The organism is Nonomuraea sp. NPDC052116, assembly GCF_040680035.1.
GTDB lineage: Bacteria > Actinomycetota > Actinomycetes > Streptosporangiales > Streptosporangiaceae > Nonomuraea > Nonomuraea angiospora_A.
This window is the reverse complement of sequence record NZ_JBFAWA010000052.1, coordinates 26,814-46,498: the sequence shown is the minus strand read 5'-3', so window position 1 is coordinate 46,498 and position 19,685 is coordinate 26,814. Positions and strand designations below refer to the sequence as shown.

Annotated in this window: 15 protein-coding genes; 8 read left to right on the top strand and 7 right to left on the bottom strand. The window is 71.1% G+C overall.

Translation table 11 applies throughout. The features are described from left to right. Nucleotides 1–6: 6 nt before the first annotated feature. From AB0L65_RS56940 to AB0L65_RS56930, 3 genes are all read right to left on the bottom strand, one after another. The gene (locus AB0L65_RS56940) at nucleotides 7–1,305 is read right to left on the bottom strand and encodes an extracellular solute-binding protein (RefSeq protein WP_364265032.1); all 1,299 of its coding nucleotides are present in this window, start codon (nucleotides 1,303–1,305) and stop codon (nucleotides 7–9) included. 288 nt (nucleotides 1,306–1,593) lie between these two features. After that, a complete protein-coding gene (locus AB0L65_RS56935) occupies nucleotides 1,594–2,091 on the bottom strand; it encodes a hypothetical protein (RefSeq protein ID WP_364265030.1) in 498 nt (165 codons plus the stop codon). Continuing rightward, nucleotides 2,019–3,329, bottom strand: coding sequence for an MFS transporter (locus tag AB0L65_RS56930; protein WP_364265028.1), 1,311 nt, complete (start codon nucleotides 3,327–3,329; stop codon nucleotides 2,019–2,021). Before AB0L65_RS56930 ends, AB0L65_RS56935 begins: the two co-directional genes overlap by 73 nt. A 69-nt stretch (nucleotides 3,330–3,398) precedes the next feature. Between AB0L65_RS56930 and AB0L65_RS56925 the strand changes: the two genes are divergently transcribed. Further along, nucleotides 3,399–3,881: a MarR family transcriptional regulator gene (locus tag AB0L65_RS56925; RefSeq protein ID WP_364265026.1), complete on the top strand. Its 483-nt coding sequence runs from the start codon at nucleotides 3,399–3,401 to the stop codon at nucleotides 3,879–3,881. A 52-nt stretch (nucleotides 3,882–3,933) separates the two neighbouring features. Here the strand turns inward: AB0L65_RS56925 and AB0L65_RS56920 are convergent, their stop codons facing one another. Both AB0L65_RS56920 and AB0L65_RS56915 read right to left on the bottom strand, forming a co-directional pair. Continuing rightward, entirely contained in the window at nucleotides 3,934–6,108 is a 2,175-nt protein-coding gene (locus tag AB0L65_RS56920) for a discoidin domain-containing protein (RefSeq protein ID WP_364265024.1), read from the bottom strand. A gap of 45 nt (nucleotides 6,109–6,153) precedes the next feature. After that, entirely contained in the window at nucleotides 6,154–9,114 is a 2,961-nt protein-coding gene (locus AB0L65_RS56915; protein ID WP_364265022.1) for a discoidin domain-containing protein, read from the bottom strand. A gap of 342 nt (nucleotides 9,115–9,456) precedes the next feature. On the opposite strand from AB0L65_RS56915, the gene AB0L65_RS56910 reads away from it, so the two are divergent. The 4 genes from AB0L65_RS56910 to AB0L65_RS56895 all read left to right on the top strand — a co-directional run bounded on the left by AB0L65_RS56910 (nucleotide 9,457) and on the right by AB0L65_RS56895 (nucleotide 15,052). Continuing rightward, entirely contained in the window at nucleotides 9,457–10,806 is a 1,350-nt protein-coding gene (locus AB0L65_RS56910; RefSeq protein WP_364265020.1) for a DUF1996 domain-containing protein, read from the top strand. A gap of 90 nt (nucleotides 10,807–10,896) precedes the next feature. Further along, nucleotides 10,897–11,511, top strand: coding sequence for a DUF305 domain-containing protein (locus AB0L65_RS56905; RefSeq protein WP_364265018.1), 615 nt, complete (start codon nucleotides 10,897–10,899; stop codon nucleotides 11,509–11,511). After that, nucleotides 11,508–13,961 (top strand): glycoside hydrolase family 3 C-terminal domain-containing protein, encoded by a 2,454-nt coding sequence (locus AB0L65_RS56900; protein ID WP_364265016.1) that lies wholly within the window; start codon nucleotides 11,508–11,510, stop codon nucleotides 13,959–13,961. Before AB0L65_RS56905 ends, AB0L65_RS56900 begins: the two co-directional genes overlap by 4 nt. A gap of 44 nt (nucleotides 13,962–14,005) precedes the next feature. Then, a complete protein-coding gene (locus AB0L65_RS56895) occupies nucleotides 14,006–15,052 on the top strand; it encodes a LacI family DNA-binding transcriptional regulator (protein ID WP_364265014.1) in 1,047 nt (348 codons plus the stop codon). A 14-nt stretch (nucleotides 15,053–15,066) separates the two neighbouring features. Here the strand turns inward: AB0L65_RS56895 and AB0L65_RS56890 are convergent, their stop codons facing one another. Continuing rightward, nucleotides 15,067–15,666 carry a family 20 glycosylhydrolase gene (locus AB0L65_RS56890; RefSeq protein WP_364265012.1) on the bottom strand — a complete coding sequence of 200 codons (600 nt, stop codon included), beginning with the start codon at nucleotides 15,664–15,666 and terminating at the stop codon, nucleotides 15,067–15,069. Between the two features lie 88 nt (nucleotides 15,667–15,754). On the opposite strand from AB0L65_RS56890, the gene AB0L65_RS56885 reads away from it, so the two are divergent. Next, nucleotides 15,755–16,102, top strand: coding sequence for an STAS domain-containing protein (locus AB0L65_RS56885; RefSeq protein ID WP_364265010.1), 348 nt, complete (start codon nucleotides 15,755–15,757; stop codon nucleotides 16,100–16,102). Between the two features lie 156 nt (nucleotides 16,103–16,258). Then, nucleotides 16,259–17,113, top strand: coding sequence for a hypothetical protein (locus AB0L65_RS56880; protein WP_364265008.1), 855 nt, complete (start codon nucleotides 16,259–16,261; stop codon nucleotides 17,111–17,113). A 55-nt stretch (nucleotides 17,114–17,168) separates the two neighbouring features. Here the strand turns inward: AB0L65_RS56880 and AB0L65_RS56875 are convergent, their stop codons facing one another. Continuing rightward, nucleotides 17,169–18,572 (bottom strand): MFS transporter, encoded by a 1,404-nt coding sequence (locus AB0L65_RS56875; protein ID WP_364265006.1) that lies wholly within the window; start codon nucleotides 18,570–18,572, stop codon nucleotides 17,169–17,171. A gap of 131 nt (nucleotides 18,573–18,703) precedes the next feature. Between AB0L65_RS56875 and AB0L65_RS56870 the strand changes: the two genes are divergently transcribed. Further along, complete coding sequence (locus AB0L65_RS56870; RefSeq protein WP_364265004.1) at nucleotides 18,704–19,684, top strand: WYL domain-containing protein; 981 nt, start codon at nucleotides 18,704–18,706, stop codon at nucleotides 19,682–19,684. Nucleotide 19,685: the final 1 nt, after the last annotated feature.

The following is a 19,685-nucleotide window of genomic DNA, read 5'->3' as shown; positions in this document are numbered from 1 at the left end:
CGCGCCTCACCGCGTACCCGTGCCGAGGCTCTCGGCGTACGCCTGGACGCTCGCGGCGGCCTGCTCGGCGGTGCCCTTGCCCTTGGCCACCGCTTCCATCTCCTTCCCCAGCCGGGTCGCGACCTGCTGCCAGGTGCTCACCTGCGGGAACGTCCGGGTGTTCGTCAGCTGGGTCAGGAAGGCGCCGAGGAGCGGCTGGCCCTTGATGGCGGGGTCCTCCCAGGCGGACATGACGGCGGGCAGCGAGCTGTACGCCTTGTACTGCGCGACCTGGGTGCCCGGCTGCGAGAGGTACCGGACGAGCTTCCACGACGCGGCCGCGTTGCCGCTGGTGGCGAGCACGCCCCAGCTGCCGCCCGCGGAGAAGGAGGTGCCGCCCGACGGCCCGGCCGGCAGCGGCGCGGTCGCGACGTGGGACGCCGTCCAGCCGGGCTTCTTCGCGGCGGCGTCGAGCTGACCGATGACCCACGGGCCCGTGATCATGGCGGCGGTCTTGCCGTCGACGAAGTACGGCTGCGAGTCGAGGAACGTGGGCCCGCTGGGGTCGGCGACGCCCGAGGTGAAGAACGACGCGTTGTACTTGAGCGCGTCGGCCATCGCCGGCGTGTCGAGCGTCCACTTGCCGTCGGAGGAGAGCAGTGAGCCGCCCGCCTGCCAGGCGTACATGGCGACGTCCTGGCCGTTGAAGACGTCCCAGCCGATGTCGGCTCCGAGGCCGTGCCCGGCGCCGGCGCCCTGGAGCGCCTTCAGGAACGGCACCATGCCGTCCCACGTGGCCGGCGCCTTGGCACCCGCCTTCTCCGCCAGGTCGGAGCGGTAGACGAGCGCGTACGTGTAGGCGTACCAGGGCACCGTGTAGGCGACGTTCTTGGCCACGCCCGCGTCCCAGAGGCTCTTGAAGAAGCCGCCGGGCTCGACGAGGCCGTCCGGAACGGGCTGGAGGATCGACGGATCGAGGAACTGCGCCTGCGATTCGGGGAAGAACTGGGCGACATCGGGCCCCTTGCCCGCCGCGATCGCCGACTGGAGCTTGGTGTAGTACTCGGCGTTCGGGATCAGCGTGAACTTCACGGTGACGTCCGGGTTCGCGGCCTTGAACGGCTCGATGACCTTGTCGAGCACATCGGCATCGCCTTGGGCGGCCCAGACGTTGATGGCGCCGGTGGCCGGGGAGGCGTCGATGGGCTTGGCGGTGCCGGTCGCGGCGGCGTCGTCACTGCGTCCGCAGCCTGCCAGGGAGAGGGTGAGGCTGAGAGCTATGCCGGCGGTCAGCCTTAGGGCACCGCGTCGGGAGAGGTTGGACACTCGGGGCTCCTGTCACACGAAGGCGCTGATCACAGTGGGGGGATTTCCGGCGAAAGTAGCTTTTTTCATCAGAGGGGCCGGATGGCGCCTATGCAGCTGTTTAGGACGGTAGGTAGGGCGTGTTTCGGCTGTGCAGCGGAGCCGTCACGGAACAATTTCGGAACTTGTAGCAAAATAGGTTGATCACGTTCGGTGGCGGCCGTCGTCCACTCGCCGGCCTGGTCGATCGGGGTCGGCGATCAGCCACGGGCGCCGGAAACACGCTGAGTGACGTCCGGGGCGAGGTGATCAGCCCAGCGACGCCTTGTCCGGCAGGAGGACGCGCGACGCGACGGCGAGGCGGGCCCTGGAGGGCACGGGGACGCGCTCGGCCGCCGGATGCGGCGGGTTGCCCCCGCGCTGGAGCACGTGCGCGGCCACCCGGCGGATCTGACGCACCTGGTCCCATCGGCCGCGGTCCAGCAGCAGGTGGGAAAAGGCTGCCGCCAGGCCGATCGTGAGGTCGTCGTCGCCGCTCTCGGCCGCCTGCCGGACCACCGCCACCAGGTTGGGCGCCTCGGCGTCGGCCCATTCCCGGGCGGCCCGGGGGCCGGCCAGCCGCGATCCGGCGTGGACAGGTGTCAGGGGAGCGACGGCGACCGGCCACTCGGGATGCGGGTTGAGCAAGCGGACGGCCCGGCGGGCGGTGGCCAGAAAGTGATGCAGGACCCGCCTTACGGCCTGCGGGGCGTCGGGGCCACGGGTTGCCGCGCATTCGCGGGCGAACAGGCGTGCCAGGTGGTGCATCCGGTACCTCCGGCGAGAGGTCGAGCGCCGCTGATCATTTGAATGTCGGCCACAGCCGGCGTCGGGGCCGCCGCCCGCCCGTTCGGGCCGTGGCGGCGGGGGAAGGTGGCGATCGCGGCCAGGTTCGCCACGGCGACGGCTATGGCGCCGGTCAGCAGCAGCCCCCGCGCGCCGGCCAGCCCCGCCAGCGGCGCCGCCATGGCCAGCCCGAACGGCCGGGTCGCGAACGAGATGAGCTGGTCGAACGACCGTACTCGGCCCAGCGCCGCTTCTGGGATCTCGTCGGCGATCACGGTCTCCCACAGCGGGCTGAGCACGCCGAGCCCGAACATCGCCACGAAGTACGCCCCCGCGATCACCCACGCGCTCGCCGGCAGCGCCAGGGCCGCCATCGGCAGCACGTAGAGTGCCGCACCCACCTGGACGACCACCAGCGGCCGCCGGATGGGCAGCCTCGGCGCCGCGAACACCCCCGCGACCAGCCCCACCGTGCCGCATTGCACGATCAGCACCCAGCTGGCCTCACCGCCCAGCTCCTTGACCGCCGTCAACGGGCCGAGCGTGAGGAACAGCCCGGCCATGAAGTGCCACACCCCGTGGGCCAGGACCGTCGACAGGAACCACGGCCGCCGCCGTACTTCGCCCCATCCCTCTCTCAGGTCGTTGAGAAACGTGGCGTTCTGGGCACTGGCCCGCTTGGCGGTACGTACTCCGCCCAGGGTGAGCGCCGAGCAGGCGAACAGCGCGGCCGTGAGCAGCGCGGCCCAGCCGGGACCGGCCAGCAGCACCACGCCGCCCGCCAGGGCGGGAGCCAGCACGGCGGCCAGGCTGGTCGCGACGCCGAGCCGGGCGTTCACGCGCAGCCGCTCCGGCCCGGGCACCGCGGCCGCCACCAGCCTCGGCACCGCCGGCAGCCCGAACGCGACCGCGACTCCCGCCAGCACGGCCAGCACGGCCAGGTGAGGCACACTGGCGGCGCCGGTCAGCAGCTCGATCGCGATGGCGGCCTGCGTCAGGCCGCGCACCAGGTCGGTGACCAGCGCCAATCGCTCGGGTCTGACCCTGTCGGCCACCACCCCGCCCACCGGCAGGAACACCAGCAACGGAATCGCCTCACACGCCAGCACCATGCCGACGGCCCCGGCATCACCGGTGGCGCGCAGCACAGCGAGGGTGATCGTGGTCGGGATCAACGCGGTGGCCAGGGCGGACACGGCCCGGCCGAGCAGCAGTCTCATGGTCCGCCAGATTATTTCGCCAGCTAATATTTCGTCAACTAAATACTCGCTGGCGTATCGTTGCTGTCTGTGGACTCAGTGGATCGTCATCTCGCCCGGTGGCGGGGCAAGGCGCCGTACGACGAGCGGGTCGAGGCGGTCGTGACGCGGATGCAGTTCCTCGTCAAGCACCTGCGCCAGACGAAGGAGGCAGCGCTGGCGCAGGTGGGGATGCAGGACTTCGAGTTCGAGACGCTGCACCGGCTGGTCGCCCGTGGCGGGTCCGCGACGCCGTCCGAGCTGGCGGTCGAGCTGATGCTCTCGCCGGCCGGGATGACCGGGCGGCTCGACACGCTGGAGAAGTCCGGGCTGGTACGGCGGCTGCGCAGCGCGGAGGACCGGCGGCGGGTGGACGTGGAGCTGACCGACAAGGGCCACGAGCTGTGGCTGGAGGCCATGCGGATCCGGGCGGAGGTGGAGGCGGAGATGGTCTACGTTCTGGACGCGCAGGAGCAGGAGACGCTGGACGGGCTGCTCGGCCGCCTCTTGGAGAACGTGGAGTCGAACCGCTGACCCGCACTTCCCCGCGACGTGCCGGGCCACCCCGCCCGGCACGTCGCGCGGGTCACGGATAGGTGGTGACCGTCGAGGGGATGGTGTCGGGTCCGTAGGCCGGGGCGCCGGTGTCGTTGATGACGTGGTTGTACCGCCCCTTGCCGCCGAGGGAGACGACCAGGAGGCTGTGGAACTTCACGCCCGCCTTCACCGGAACCTCGAAGCCGTGGTCCACCTGGATGGTGGGGTCGCTGGTGAACACGCAGTAGCTGCCCAGGCCCCAGCCCTCGTGGGTGTTCACCGAGGGGGCGACCTTGTAGGCGGCCCAGCCCTTGACGCTCCCGTTCATGTACGCCGCCTGGTTCGGCGGGTCGTACGGCAGCTCGTTCTGGAAGAAGATCGTCCGTCCGCGCTCGCCGGACCACTCCACGTTGTACTTCTTGAAGTGCTCCACGAACAGCCCGGTGGCCAGCACGTCGTCGCCGTAGACGCGAAGGCCGTAGTCGGCGGCGTTGACGTCCCAGCCGACGCCGTCGCCGTGGTCGGCCCGCCAGATCCAGGTGTGGTCGATGACCGTGTCGTCGGCGTACACCACCACACTGGTCGTCGCCTTCCCGGCGAACTGCCCGCCGATCCGGGCGAACACGTCCTGCACGGTGATCGGATTCGCCGAGTGGTCGGTGTGGACGCCCTGGCGGCCGATCTCCAGGAGCGTCGGCGAGTTGACCGGGCCGGCGTCGATCAGGAAGCCGGACAGCTTCACCCCGTCCACGTCCGCCACCCGCATGGCGGTGACGCCGTTGTCCGGCACCAGTGTCGCCAGGCCGAGGCCCATGACGATGGTGTCCGGCCTGGTCACCTCGACGGTCTGGTCGAGGTGGTAGATGCCGGGCGTGAACAGCAGGTGCAGCCCCTGCGCGACCGCCTGGTTGAGCGTGGCGGCGCTGACCCCGGGCTTGGCCACGTAGAACTGCGTGAGCGGGACCGACGTGCCGGGGGTCGGGCCGTTCGCCCAGGTCGTGCCGCGGGCGTTCATGCGCTTGCCGGGGACGAACACGGCGGGGTCGTTCCCGTTCAGGTAGAGGTACGGCTTCTCGCGGCTCACCGGGGTGGTGTCGAGCGTGGTGTAGCGCGGCTCGGGGAAGCCGGTGGCGGGCGCGCCCTGCACGCCGGAGAACACCATGTTCCACACGCTGTTGGACCAGCCGCCGATCGAACTGTCCCGGGTGTACCACTGCTGCTGGGAGTACGACCCGACAGTGCCGTCGATCTTGCTGTCGGCGATGTAACCACCGGACGCCCAGCCGTATCCGGACGGCGCGAGGTTGAGCCCGCCGCGGATGTGCATGCGGCGGAACGGCGCGGCCTGCGCGACCGCCCACCGGTTGGTGCCGTCGTACGGCGTGACCGCGAGGTTCTCGGTGGAGCGCCAGAAGTTCTGGGTGGCGTTGCCGTTGAACCAGCCCGCGTCCACGCTCACGCCCTTGACGGTGACGTCGTCGGGGTTGCGCCCGAGGCCGTGCACGGAGGTGTAGAAGCCGGTGTTGACGTTGACGTCGTAGCTCCCGGGCTTGAACAGCAAGGCGTACCGGCCGGTGCCGAACTGGGCGGCCTCCTGCTGCTTGAAGATCTGATCGATCTGTCCCTGGATGGTCGCCGGCGACATGGACGGGTCGAAGACCTTGACGTTCGGGCCGAGGTCGCCGCCGCCGGGCAGTTGCGTGCCGCCGCCCGTCACGTGCACGGCCACCTCCCACAGCGAGTAGCCGTAGCCGGTGCCGCGGGCGGTGCCGTTGATCCGCAGGTAGCGGCCCGAGCCGGTGACCTCGTAGGAGGCGGTGCCGCCGGTGCCGCCGGTCACCGTCTTCAGCACGCTCCAGGTGGTGCCGTCGGCGGACGCCTGGATGGTGAAGTCCTTGCCGTAGGCGGCCTCCCACGACAGATCGACCTTGCAGATGTCGCGCACCGCGCCCAGATCGACCTGGATCCACTGCGGGTCACTGAACGCGCTCGACCAGCGGGTTCCGGGGACGCCGTCGAAGGCCGCCGAGGCGGGGGTGCCGGCGCCCTCGATCGACGAGGCGGTGGCCGGCCTGTTCAGCGCGGCGTTGGCGGACTGGCAGTCGGCGAGGGCGGCCGCGCCGCCCTGGGAGATCGAGGAGGCGGACGCGGGCGTGACCATCGCGGGCGTGACCAGCAGGGCGGCCAGGATCGCGAGCCCGGCCGGGTTGGACCTGTGTCTCATGTCCTTCGCTTTCGTCGGGGGTGGTGGAGCGGGTCGCCGAGCGCGTCAGCTGTAGACGCCGAACTCCCACAGCGAGTAGCCGTACGCGGTGCCTCGCTGGGTGAGGTTCAGCCGTACGTACCGGGCGGAGGCGTTCAGGGGGATCTGGTCGAAACCGCCGTCGCCCGTGATGGTGCTGTAGGCGGTGGCCCAGTCGGCGCCGTCGGCCGAGGTCTGGATCTGGTAGGCCTTGCCGTAGGCGGCCTCCCAGCCGAGCTGGACCTGCTTGAGCGCGGTGACCTGGCCGAGGTCGACGGTGATCCACTGGGGATCGGCCCACTCACTGGCCCACCTGGTGGTGAAGCTGCCGTCGGTGGCGCGATCAGGGGTGAACGGCCCGCCGTCGCCGGTCGGCTGGAAGCTGGAGGCGGTGGTGGGCTTCCCGCGTGCCACGTTGGTCCCGTCCACGACCGGCGGGACCACGCGGAACGAGCGTTGCTCGATGCCGACGCCGCCCTGGCCGTCGTAGGCGTACACGTACACCTTCCACACGCCCAGCTGCTCGGGGGCGGTCACCGAGAACCGTCCCGGGCCGGTCTGGGTGAAGGAGACGTGCCGCAGTCCCCGGTTCCCGGTGACGTGCTTGTCGCTGAACATCAGGTTGTAGCGGATCGGGTCGCCGTCGGGGTCGGTGGCCGGGGCGTCCACCGTGAAGGTGCGCCCGGCGGGCACCTGGGTCTGCGAGCCGACGGTCATCGAGGTGATCTGCGGCGGGGTGTTCGCGGAGGACTGCCCGGTGTAGGCCTGTTTCAGCGCGTGGTACCCCAGCCGCCGCCACCCTCCGGTGAGGACGTTCAGCCAGACCCCGCCGAAGTCGTTCTCCAGCCCGTAGTTGAAGGCGGTCATGCCGAGCGCCACCCCGGGATGGCCGCGGATCGCGGTCCAGCTCGCGCTGTACATGTCACGCTTCTGCAGGTCAGTGGGCTCGGTGGGTTGCCCGTTGACGTCGTTCGCGACCTCCCACTCGCCGTCCGGGCCGGCCTCGGTGACGATGTACGGCTTGGTGTGGCCGCCCTTGGACCAGTCGTCCTTGACGCTCTTGAGTGCGCCGTAGGCGTTGACGGCGAGCAGGTCGAGCGCCGGGGAGTACGCCTTGTAGTACGACCAGGCCCCGGTCCAGGCGTCGGTGGAGGTCACCGGGTGGTTCGGGTCGGCGGCGTGGACCGCCTCGGCCACCTCGTTGACGAACCTGGCGTAGGCCACCCGCCGCTGCTCGACGACGTCCGCGGGCAGCCCGTGGTCCTGCATGGTGAGGATGACCTCGTTGCCGACGTCCCACATCAGCACGCCCTGGCGGTTCTTCAGCGCGTTGACCCGGGCGACGATCTCGTTCTTCACGCTCGTCCTGTAGGCGGTGTCGTTCACGTAGTCGGCACCCTGGTTGAGCCAGTGACCGACGATGACCCTGATGCCGTGCCGGGCGGCGGTGTCGAGCAGCGCGGGGGTGGCGGTGTCGTCGACGCCCCAGATCCGGATCGTGTTGACGCCCATGGCGGCCAGGTCCCGCATGTACGCGTCGGCCGCGCCCTGCGGCGGGCCGTAGGTCACACCCTTGACCAGGTAGGGCGACCCGTTCACCTGCAGCTGCCAGTTGCCCTGCGAGCCGGTGACCTTCACCGTGCTCGGCCCGGCGGGGACGGGCGGGTCGGTCATGGCGGTGGGCGTCGTGCCGGACCGCCGTTCGACCACGACGCGGTCCACGCTCAGCACGCCGCCGGAGGTGGTGGCGGCGACCGGCGTGGTGCGGCCCGCGATCGCGTCGGGCAGGGAGCCGCCGATCGCCAGGTCCAGGCGCAGGTAGAAGCCGTGGTGGACGGCGGCGTTCCAGGCGGCCACGCCGACCTGGCTCTGGCGCACCACCCAGGTCTGCCTGCCGTCGAGGTAGAAGCGGATCTCCTCGTCCGTCGTGGTGCGGTCGATGACCTGCGCGTAGTCGTGGTAGTCGCTCTGGCAGCCGCCGCAGGTGGCGAAGCCGCTGGTGCGGCCGTCGTACTCGTTGCAGGCGCCGCCGGGGGCGGTGCCGCAGTGCAGGGTGTTGGCGAGCTGGTCGCGGCCGTTGACGTCGGTCATGATGTCGGTCTCGCCGATCGACGGCCAGTTGGTGTGGTTGCCGCGGAAGGCGGCGCCGGTCGCGCGGAAGCCCGGCCAGTAGCCGAGCGCGCCGGGGACGTCGGGCTGCTTGACGCGGGCGCTGAACCGCAGCATCTCGCCCGGCTTCGGCTCGAAGTCGGTGCGCTGCGTCTCGACCCGGCCCGAGGTCCAGGCGCCGGAGGCGTCCCTGATCGCCTTGATGTTCAGATGGCCCAGGCCGTCGAGGGACACGTTCGCCGTTGAGGCGCTCATCGTCTCGACCTCTCCGGTGCCCCACTTCGCCGGGCCGCCCGGATACTGGGTCCCGGTGCGCAGGATCCAGTCGCCGGCCGCGGGCGAGGTGCCGGCCTGGCCGGTGAAGTCGTCCTTCCACACCTCCGTCCAGTCGTCTCCCGGAGGTCCGCCGGTCTGGCCGTAGACCTGGAACTCCCACAGGGAGTAGCCGTAGCCGGTGCCGCGCGCCGTGCCGTGGACGCGCACGTACCGGCCGCCGCCGGTGACCGCGAGGGTCTGCGTGCCGCCGGTACCGGCGGCGGTCTGGTAGACGTCGGTCCAGTTCGTGCCGTCGGGCGAGATCTGGATGGTGAACGCCTTGCCGTACGCGGTCTCCCAGATCAGGACGACCTTGCTGATCGTCGCCGGGGCGCCGAGGTCGACCTGCAGCCATTGGGGGTCGCCGAACGAGCTCGACCACCGGCTGGCGGTGTCGCCGTCGACGGCGGCCGCGGCGGCGTAGGCGGCCCCCTCCGATGAGGACGCCGTCGCCGGCTTCCCCTGTGACAGCAGGGTGTCGGCCGCGGCGGCGGGGCCGGGCCAGGCCAGGCCGGATAGGAGCAGCCCCACCAGGGTGACGACGACCAGGGCCGGTCGCGACAAGCCGGGACTTCGAGCTGGACGCACTGTCTCTCCTCCGAACATGGGGGGTGGTCGCCGCATCGGCGACAGAGGGAGAGCGCTCTCCGTACCGGCGAGAGTGCCCGGCAAATCGGACCCAGTCAAGGCCCATTTCCCGCGATCTCGAAATCCGCCGCTCACCCGCACGAAACATCCGACTCGAATTTACGCAGGTCGCGACCTTGACAGGGCTCCCGCGTGTCGGCCGGGTGAACATCTCCTTCCGGTCGGAGTCATCGCGCCTTGACAAGCGCGACCTGGCGTACGACTCTCGTTGGAGAGCGCTCTCCTTGCCGGTCCGACGGTTCCCCCCAAGGAGAGATCATGAAATCCTCCCGAAGACCCGCCAGGCTCAACCTGGCCCTGTTCGCCGGCGCGCTGGCCACGGTCGTCGCCGCCGCGCTGGTCATGATCGCGCCGGCCCGCGCGGCGGACGCCCTGCTCTCGCAAGGCCGCGTCGTCACCGCCTCCTCGGTGGAGGGAGCGGGATACGGCCCCGGAGCCGCCGTCGACGGCGACACCGGGACCCGCTGGTCCAGCCTCGCGGCCGACCCGCAGTGGCTGCAGGTCGACCTCGGCGGTCCGGCGACCATCTCCCAGGTCCTGCTGGTCTGGGAGGGCGCCTACGGCAAGGCGTTCAAGATCCAGACCTCGCCCGACGGGCAGAGCTGGAGCGATGTCTACTCCACCACGTCCGGCACCGGAGGCAGCCAGACCCTCCAGGTGTCCGGCACCGGCCGGTACGTGCGGATGTACGGCACGGCGCGCGGCACCGGCTACGGCTACTCGCTGTGGGAGTTCAAGGTGTACGGCGCCGGAGGCGACGGGACCACACCCAGGCCGAGGCCGACCTTCACCGACGAGGTGACGCACCACGAATTCCAGGCCAACTGCTCGTGGACGGCCAACCGTCCCGACGACCCCATCGTCTACCCCGGCCTTCCCGGCGCGTCCCACATGCACACCTTCGTCGGGAACAGGACGACGAACGCCGCCAGCACGGCGACCTCGCTGCTCGCCGGCGGCACGTCCTGCACCAACCCGCACGACCGGTCCGCGTACTGGTTCCCCAGCTTCTACAAGGGCGACCAACTGATCGAGCCGACCGGCAACCAGGTCATCTACTACAAGTCCGGGATCCTGGAGTACTGGCGGGTCCAGCCGTTCCCGCAGGGGCTGCGCTTCGTCGTGGGCAGCCCGACGGCGACGCTGGAGCAGTTCCGTGACTCCCCGGGCGCGGTCGAGGGCTTCGAGTGCGGGGACCTCTCACACAGCTGGGACATCCCGCAGTCGTGCGCGGCGGGTACCCAGGTGAACGTCCGGTACCAGGCGCCGAGCTGCTGGGACGGCGTCCACCTCGACAGCGCCGACCACAAGAGCCACATGGCCTACCCGGCCGGCGGCTACTGCCCGGCCGGCCACCCGGTCGCGGTGCCGATGCTGGAGTTCAAGATCGCCTTCCCCGCCGGTGGCGACCTGTCGCAGGCGCGGCTGGCCAGCGGGCGCGGTTACACCTGGCATTACGACTTCTTCAACGCCTGGGACAACCCCGCCATCCTGGACGCGCTGGTGACGCACTGCATCAACGGCGGCCTGCAGTGCGACCCGCGGGGATACGACCAGTACAAGCCGCACCGCGGCGCCGCCCTCACCGAGAACTTCGAGCTGCCCTGACCCCCGCCCGGCTCGCCCGGAGACATGATCGCCGTGCCGGGCGCCGTGACCCGGTGCCCGGCACGGCCCGACCCGATCGAGGGACTTCGCATGAGACACGGCCCCGCGGTCCTGCTCCTGGTGCTCGGGGCGGCGGTCGCCCTGGTGGGAGGCTGCCTCGCCCGTTCCGCCGAACCTGGATCACACGACCGGCATGCCTCGCGTCCGCCCGCCGCCGACGCCGTCCTGCCCGCCACGGCCGCCGGGTTCAACGCCACCGACACCGCCTGGCTGCAACTGATGATCGCGATGGAGGAGCGGGCGCTGCTCCTGCTCGACCTCGGTGCGGAACGCGGGGGTTCGCCCGCCGTGCGAGGGCTGGCGGGCCGTCTCCGGCAGGCTCACGCAGGGGAGTTGCGACGCCTGCGGGCCGGACTCGGCCGTACCGGACTGCCTGCGCGGAACCCGCACGAAGGGCATGACATGCCGGGCATGGCCACCCCGGACGAACTGGCGGCGCTCGGGGCCGCCACAGGCGGCGCCTTCGACCGGCTCTTCCTGACCCGGCTGAGCGAGCACGTCGAGCAGACGGCCCTGGTGTCCCGATCGGAGCAGGTCTCCGGGGCGGACCGCGCCACCAGGGACCTCGCCGCCGCGATCGTGCGAAGCCGGACGGCCGAGCGCGGCCTGCTGAACGAGATCGAGATACGAAGGGGACGTGTGTGACCGACGACGACATCGATCGCCTCGTGAGCAAGCTCGACCTGGAGCAGAAGGCGCGGCTGGTCACCGGTGCGAGCGTGTGGCGCACCGGCGCCGAGCCGGACATCGGGCTGCGGGCCATGGTGTTCTCCGACGGCCCGGCCGGCGTCCGCGGGGAGGGCTGGGACGAGAGGGACACCTCCCTGACCCTGCCCTGCCCGACCGCGCTGGCCGCCACCTGGGACGAGCGCCTGGTCGGCCTGCTCGGCGGGCTGCTCGCCGGCGAGGCGCGGCGCAAGGGGGTGCACGTCCTGCTCGCCCCGACGCTGAACCTGCACCGCTCGCCGCTCGCCGGCCGCCACTTCGAGTGCTATTCGGAGGACCCGGTGCTGGCCGGCCGGATCGGCGCCGCCCTCATCGGCGGAATCCAGGCGGGCGGGGTCGCGGCCACCGCCAAGCACTACGTCGCCAACGACTCCGAGACCGAACGCCTCACCCTCGACGCGCGGATCGACGCGCGGACGCTGCGCGAGCTGTACCTGGCGCCGTTCGAGACCGCGGTGGCGGCGGGCGTGTGGGTCGTCATGTCCGCCTACAACGCGGTGAACTCGATCACGATGTCGGAGAACCCGCTGCTGGCGAACCCGTTGAAGGACGAGTGGGGGTTCGACGGGGTGGTGGTGTCGGACTGGGGGGCCGTCCGCTCCACGGCTCCGGCGGGCCGGGCCGCGCAGGACCTCGCCATGCCGGGCCCGGAGGGCCCATGGGGGCCGGCGCTGGCCGCCGCCGTGCGCGACGGGCAGGTGCCCGAGGCCGCGATCGACGACAAGGTCAGGCGGCTGCTTCTGCTGGCCGCCCGGGTCGGCGCGCTCGCTCTTCCGGCGGACGACCCCTGGTCACCGGACCTCCCGACCGGCCCGGCGTCCGAGTCTCCGGACGGCGAGCGTGCGGCGCGGACGCTGCTGCGGCGCGCCGTCGCGGCCAGCGCGGTGCTCCTGCGCAACGAGGGAGGGCTGCTCCCCCTGGACCCCGACCGGCCGCGCCGCGTCGCGGTGTTCGGGCCGAACGCCGTCACCCCCCGGATCCAGGGCGGCGGCAGCGCGGGGGTGTACCCCCGGCGCACGGTGTCACTCCTCGACGGCATCCGGGAAGCCCTGCCCGCCACGGTGGAGGTGGTCCACTGCCCCGGCGTCTCGCACGGCGCCCGTCCCACCCCCCTCGGCACGGGCAACGCCCGGGATCCGCGCACCGGCGAGCCCGGCCTGCTGGTCCGGCTGCTGGACGCCGCCGGCCGGGAGATCCACGCCGAGCACCGCCTGACCGGCCACGTTCCGGAGCCGGCACGAACGGTGCCCGCCCGCGCGGCGGTCGTCGAGATCCGCGCACTCCTGCGCCCCGACGTCACCGGGTCGTGGGAGCTGGGCGTCGCGGGCTGGGGTCGCGTCACCCTGGAAGCCGACGGCCGCGTGCTGATCGACGAGGAGGTGGAACGCGACACCGACGACCCGGCGACCGTGCACCTCTCCCCGCCGTACCGGACGGCCCGGCTCCCGCTCGAGGCGGGCCGGGACGTCGAACTGGTGTCCCGGCGGCGTCTCGACCCCGGAAGCGGAGTGGCCTCGGCGCTGGCCGCCGGCCCGCCCCGGCCGGAGGAGACGGCCGGGCTGCGGGCCGCGGCCGACCTCGCGCGCTCCGCGGACCTCGCCGTCGTGGTGGTGGGAACCGGTCAGGACGCCGAGAGCGAGGGCGCCGACCGGACGGACCTGAACCTCCCCGGCCACCAGGACGAGCTCGTCCGGACGGTGGCGGCGGCCAACCCGGCCACCATCGTGATCGTCAACGCCGGTGGCCCCGTCGCCCTCCCGTGGCGCGAGGAGGTGCCGGCCGTGCTGCTGAGCTGGTTCCCCGGGCAGGAGGCGGGGCACGGGCTGGCGGACATCCTGTTCGGGCGGGCCGAGCCCGGCGGCCGCCTGCCCGTCACCTTCGCCGGCCGGTCCCTGGTCTCCACCGTTCCCGTGGACGGCACGCTCACCTACGCCGAAGGCCTGGACATCGGCTACCGTGCCTGGCTGCGCGAGGCGGAGCCTCCGGCGTACTGGTTCGGGCACGGGCTGGGCTACACCACCTGGGCGTACGAGGAGCTGTCGGTGCCCGCCGAGGCCGCCCCGGGTCCGCCGGTGACGGTCCGCGTACGGGTGCGCAACATCGGCGAGCGGCCGGGGCGCGAGGTCGTCCAGGTCTACCTGGCGCGACCGGAGACGTCCCTCGCCCGCCCGCCGCGCTGGCTGGCGGGCCACGCCACGGCCGAGGCGCGGCCCGGCGAGAGCGTCGAGGTGGACGTGCGGCTCCCGGCCCGGGCCTTCCAGCACTGGGACGCCGGGCAGGGTGCCTGGCGCACCGAGCCCGGCGGCTTCACCGTCCTGGCCGGCCGCTCGTCGGCCGACCTTCCGTTGTCCGCCGCCATATTCGGGTGAGCCACCTTGGAGAGCGCTCTCCCTCTCTCTGCTATAAAACCCACATGACCCCTCGTCTCCCGGCATCGCAATCCCTGCCCACCCTGGAAGACGTGGCGCGCGTGGCGGGGGTCTCGCGCGCCACCGTCTCCAGGGTGATCAACGGCATCCGCAACGTCGACCCCGCGATCCAGGAGAAGGTGCGCCGCGCCATCAGCACGATCGGATACGTGCCCAACTCGGCGGCGCGGTCTCTGGTGACGAGGAGGACCGGCGCGATCGGGCTGGTCGTCTCCGGTGCCGGGGACGGCGACGACGATCAGCGCTTCACCGTCTTCACCGACCCGTTCTTCGGACGCGTGGTGGCCGGCGTCGTGAGCTTCCTGAGCACGCGCGGCGTGCATCCCACCCTGATGTTCGCCGAGACCGACCGGAGTCGCGACCAGATCGTCACCTACCTTCGGCAGGGCAACGCCGACGGGGCCGCGCTGGTGTCCACCCACGCCGAGGACCCCCTTCCCGCGCTCCTCGTCGAGGCGCGGGTGCCGACGGTGCTGTTCGCCAAACCGGCCCGGCCCATCCCCATCAGCTACGTCGACGTCGACCACCGGGCCGGGGCGAAGCTCGCCGCCGACCATCTGTGGGCACTGGGACGGCGGCGGATCGCCACGATCTCCGGCCCGCTCGACGTGCCCGCGAGCCAGGAGCGGCTGGCCGGCTTCCGCGACGCCATGGCGGCGCACGGCCACTCCTACATCCCCTGCGCCGAGGGCGGGTTCACCTACGGCAGCGGGGAGGCCGCCATGGAACGGCTCCTGGCCGAACATCCCGACCTCGACGGCCTGTTCGTGGGCAACGACCTCATGGCCCAGGGGGCCCTTCCCGCGCTGCGGCAGCACGGCCGCCGGGTTCCCGAGGACGTCGCGGTCGTGGGTTTCGACGACAGCAGCGTGGCCACCGCCTGCCGTCCGCCGCTCACCACGGTCCGCCACCCGGTGGAGGACATGGCCGCCGAGATGGCCCGTCTGCTCCTGGCCCGCATCGAGGAGCCGGGCCTTCCGCCGACCTCGGTGATCTTCGATCCGGCCCTCGTCGTCCGCCAGTCCGCCTGACCTCCGCCGCGGCCCTACGGGGTGTGTCCCGTCAACGCGTTCACTGGGGGGCACGACCGGCCGGTGATGCGGGCGATGTGGGTGTCGCGTTCCTCCTCGGTCCTGGGACGTCCGGCGATCCCGGGCCGTTGTTGCCAGGGTTCCGGACCCTGCGGCCGGCGGAACTCGACCCCCATGGCTTCCAGGCGCAGCAGGTGGGTTTCCATGCGCTCGCGGAAACCGGGCAGGTCACGCAGGCGGGCCGGAGTCCACAGGACCTCCGCGATCGCCGCCAGGCGGGGGAAGGCGAAATAGTCGACCACACGTCCGGAGTCCATGTACTCCGTCCAGATGTTGGCCTGGCCCCCGATCACATGGCCGGCCTCCTCGGGAGAAAGCTCCGCGGGCACGGGCTCGAAGGCGTGGACGCGGTCGAGGTCCAGGACGACGGACTGCGGGATCGGCTCGGTGTCCAGGTCGGATTGCCGGTAGTCGAGATAGGCGTGGTTGTCGGGGCAGCTGATCACATCGTGTCCCCGGCGGGCCGCGACGACGGCGCCGGACATGCCGCGCCAGGACAGGAGCGTCGTCCCGGCCGGCAGGTCGCCTTCGAGCAGGTCGTCCCAGAGGACCATCGGAGGGCCAGGACCGGGACTTTCGGCCCTACTGCGGCCGTCGGAGCCCCGACAGCATGGAGCGAGGGGGATCCGGCTGGAGGCGGAGATGAACGGGAAACATGCCAATCCAGGCCAATATATGGAACATTTCCAACTTTCCGAGCAGGCGGTGAACGGCGCCGCGAAGATCATGGTCAGTGGAGAGGTCGACCTGGCTGCCGCGCTGCCGCTGCAGGAGCTGCTCTTCGGCACGATGAACGGCCCGAGTTCGACCACCGAGGTCGACCTGGGCGACGTGTCGTTCATGGACGCGTCAGGACTCACAGCGCTCATCCGGGCCGATGCCAAGGCCCGAGACGTCGGCGGACGGCTGCATCTGTCCCATGTTCCCGAACGTGTCTTCCGCCTCCTCAGGATCTTCGATCTGGATCGTCGATTCTCGATCCTGACCTGATCACCTGTGTGACAAACGGCTCGCCCACCGTGCGGGTGCGCGCCAGGTGACGCGATCGAGGACGCAGCGTCGTGGGCACGGTGTCCCAGCAGGCGCAGCCGGGGTTGTCCGCGTTTCCGCCGTTAACCACCCACAAACATGGTGGGATGCTGCGCTATGAGATCACTGAAAGGCGCAGTGATAGGGCTCATGGTCGGGGCGGTCGTGGCCTTGATCTACGCCGATACGATCGCACAGGAGCACGAGCTCGGCACGATGCTCAACAGTGCGCTGATGCTCTTGGTTCCCTTCCCGATCGGCGCGGCGGGCGCGGCGCTGCTGCGGATGCCGCGCTGGGGTGTCGTGGCGGTCGCCGGGCCGATCGCGACGCCCGTGCTGGGAGCGGCGCTGATGGGGGTCATCCCCGACTTCTACCTCTTCGGCTTCGACGAGATGTGGACCACTGGGGTGTGGGTGGTCGCCGGGGTGCTCGGGTACGTGGCGGCAGCCTGGTGGGCCCGCGACCGGTGGGCCGCGATCACGGTCACCGGCGTGCTGTTGTCGGTGCACGTGATCTCGGGCCAGGTGCGGGATCCGCTGAACGAGTGGCAGGAGGCCCTGGCCTTCCGGCGATCAGGCATCCCGCTGCTCGCACCGGAGCTGCCGGGCTACTCCATCAAGCGAGCCGAGCTGTGGACCGGCGAGGAGGACGGGACGGCGATCCTGCTCGAGTACACGCGCCCGGACCGGACGGACGTCCAGGTTTTCCTCCGTCCTGCCACGGCCGCCACGCCGAAGACCGCGTGCGGCTCGCCGTTCCCTGTCCTCACATGGGGCACAGCCGGCGTCTCCTGCACCCCGTCAGGGGGTGACCGGTGGATTCGTGAGGACTCGAGCGGGGAGGTCACGGCGTTCGCCTGGCACGGGAGCGCTCTGGTTCAGGCTTCCGGCATAGCCATGACCCCTCAGGAGCTGTTCGCGCTCCTCGACAGTCTGCGTCCCATTACGGCCGCCCAGCTCGCCCGGGTGTAACCGGTTGTCATGCGGCCCGGGCTGCCGCCGTCCGCGTCCATGACCGAGCGTTTGGTCACCTCGTTCCGGCAGAGGCGTGCGCGGCTTTCGGGAGTGCGAGCATCACGAGTGCCGTGATCAGGTAAAGCGCGGCGGAGGCGATCAGGACGATGCTGAGCGCGTGACCGTAGTCGGGCAGTTCCGGTGCTCCGGTGGCTGAACCGGTGACGGAGGTGAAGAAGATCGTGCCGAGCACGGCGATGCCGACGGCGCCGCCGATCTGGTTGACGGTGGAGAGCACCCCGCCCGCGGCGCCCGCGTTGCGTCCGGGGACGCCGGCGAGGACGACGTTGACGAGAATGGGTGCGGCGAGACCGAGCCCGAGGCCACCGACGAAGAGCGCGAGGGCGAGGAGCCAGTATCCGGGATCGTCGCCGTCCTTGACGATGTACCACAGGACGAGCTGAGAGGCCGCGATGGTGAGCGAGCCGGCGATCAGGAGCGTTCTGCCCGCCTTGGCGGCGAGAGCGACGCCGAGGCCGGAGGTGATGATCGAGCCGAGCGCGTACGGGAGGATCACCAGGCCGGTCTCCCATGCGGTTCGGCCGGTTCCGTTCTGGAGGTAGATCGAGAGGCTGAGGAAGTACGACCCGATGCCGCCGAAGAAGAGCGCCGAAGCGCTCAGGCCGACTGCGAAGGCGCGGATTCTCAGCAGGGCCGGGTCGAAGACAGGTTCGTCTCCGCGTCCGGTGAGGCGGCGCTCGTGGGCGAGGAAGATCGCGAGCACGATGATTCCGGCTGCGAGAAGGGCGTAGCCGGCCCAGGTCCATCCCCAGGTCTCGGTCTGGATGATCGGCAGCAGCAGGAGAAGGATGCCCGTGGCCGCGAGGAGCGCGCCGGGGAGGTCCAGTCGCGCGGTCGAGGCGGAGCGGGACTCCGGCAGAGCCTTCGCGCCGATGATGAGCGCCAGGATCGAGACGGGCACGTTGATCCAGAAGATCGTGCGCCAGCCCAGGTCGAACAGGTTGATGTCGACGAGCAGCCCGCCCAGCAGCGGGCCGGCGACCGAGGCGAGGCCCTGGACCGCTCCGTAGGCGCCGAACGCCTTGGCACGCTCACCCGGAGCGAATGACGCCCGGATGATCCCGAACACCTGCGGGACCATGATCCCGGCGGTCAGTCCCTGCCCGGCCCGCATGCCGATGAGCATCCCCGGATCGACGGCCAGCGCGCACAGAGCCGAGGTGACCATGAACCCGGCCAGCCCGATCATGAACAGCCGCTTGCGGCCGTACTGATCACCCAGTCGTCCACCGGTGATCAGGCCCGCGCCCAGGGCGAGGGTGTAGGCGGCGATCGTCCACTGGATCTCAGCGTCGCCGGCGCCCAGGTCTTGGGCTATCGCCGGGGCCGCGACGGTGACGATCGTCGCGTCGAGAAGGTCCATGAAGGAACCGAAGAGCACCACCAACAGCGCCATGGTCGCGCCTGCCGGAGATGCCTCAGTGGTGAGAGTGCCCTCTCGGGGGCTCGGTGAATCGGTCATGCCGGTCACCATGGCGGGCATAGTTGCCATCGAGTGACCGCTATCGGTGGGAGAATCGGACAATCATGGCTGCCACCTCCGCGCGGACGCTCAAACTGCTGTCCATCTTCGGGATCGGTGCGACCCTGACCGCCGAGGAACTCGCCACCCGGCTCGGCACGTCGATGAGAACCGTGCGTCGCGACATCGATACGCTCCGGGACCTCGGGTACGAGATCGAGGCCGTCCGCGGAGCGGGTGGAGGATATCGGCTCGGTCGTGCCACCCGCCTGCCGCCGGTCGTGTTCGATGAGGACCAGGCCGTCGCCACGGCCGTCGCGCTCCAGACCGTGCCGACGGTGCTCTCCGGCATCCGCGAGAACGCGGCCCGTGCTCTCGCCACGCTGCACCAGGCGATGCCCGCGCGCAGCCGCGTGCACGCCGAAGCGTTCACGGTCCTCACGGCCCGCAACTACTGGGAGTTTCCCGCGCCGCCGATCGACGCCGAGATCGTCCGCGCCGTCGGCAGCGCGATCAACCGGCAGCACCTCGTTCGCGTGGACTACACCGGTGACGGCGAACCCGTCACGCTCACGCTGGAGCCGCACGACCTCGTGGTCTGGGCCGCGCGCTGGTACCTGGTCGCCTTCGACCCGGATGCGGACCGATGGCGCGCGATGCGCATGGATCGCATCGAACCACACATGCCCACGCACACCCCATTCGACCGACGTGACATCCCGCACGGCGATCCCGTCGCCTTCGTCATGACCGCGCACGACCGCGGAGACGCCGCCGCCGAATGGCCATGCCGCGGCTCAGCCGTCCTCGCCCTGCCCGCCGCCACCGTCGCCCGGTTCGCCCCCGGCGGATCGACAGTCGGGTACATCACCGAAACCACGTGCCGGCTCACACTCGGCGCATGGTCATGGCCAGGACTGGCGGGCCTGCTCCTCACCTTCGACGCCGACATCACCGACATCGAACCGGCCGAACTCAGCCAAGCCCTGCGCTCCATGCGCACCCGCATCACCAAGGCAATCCGACCCGACCGACCTCACCAGTGAT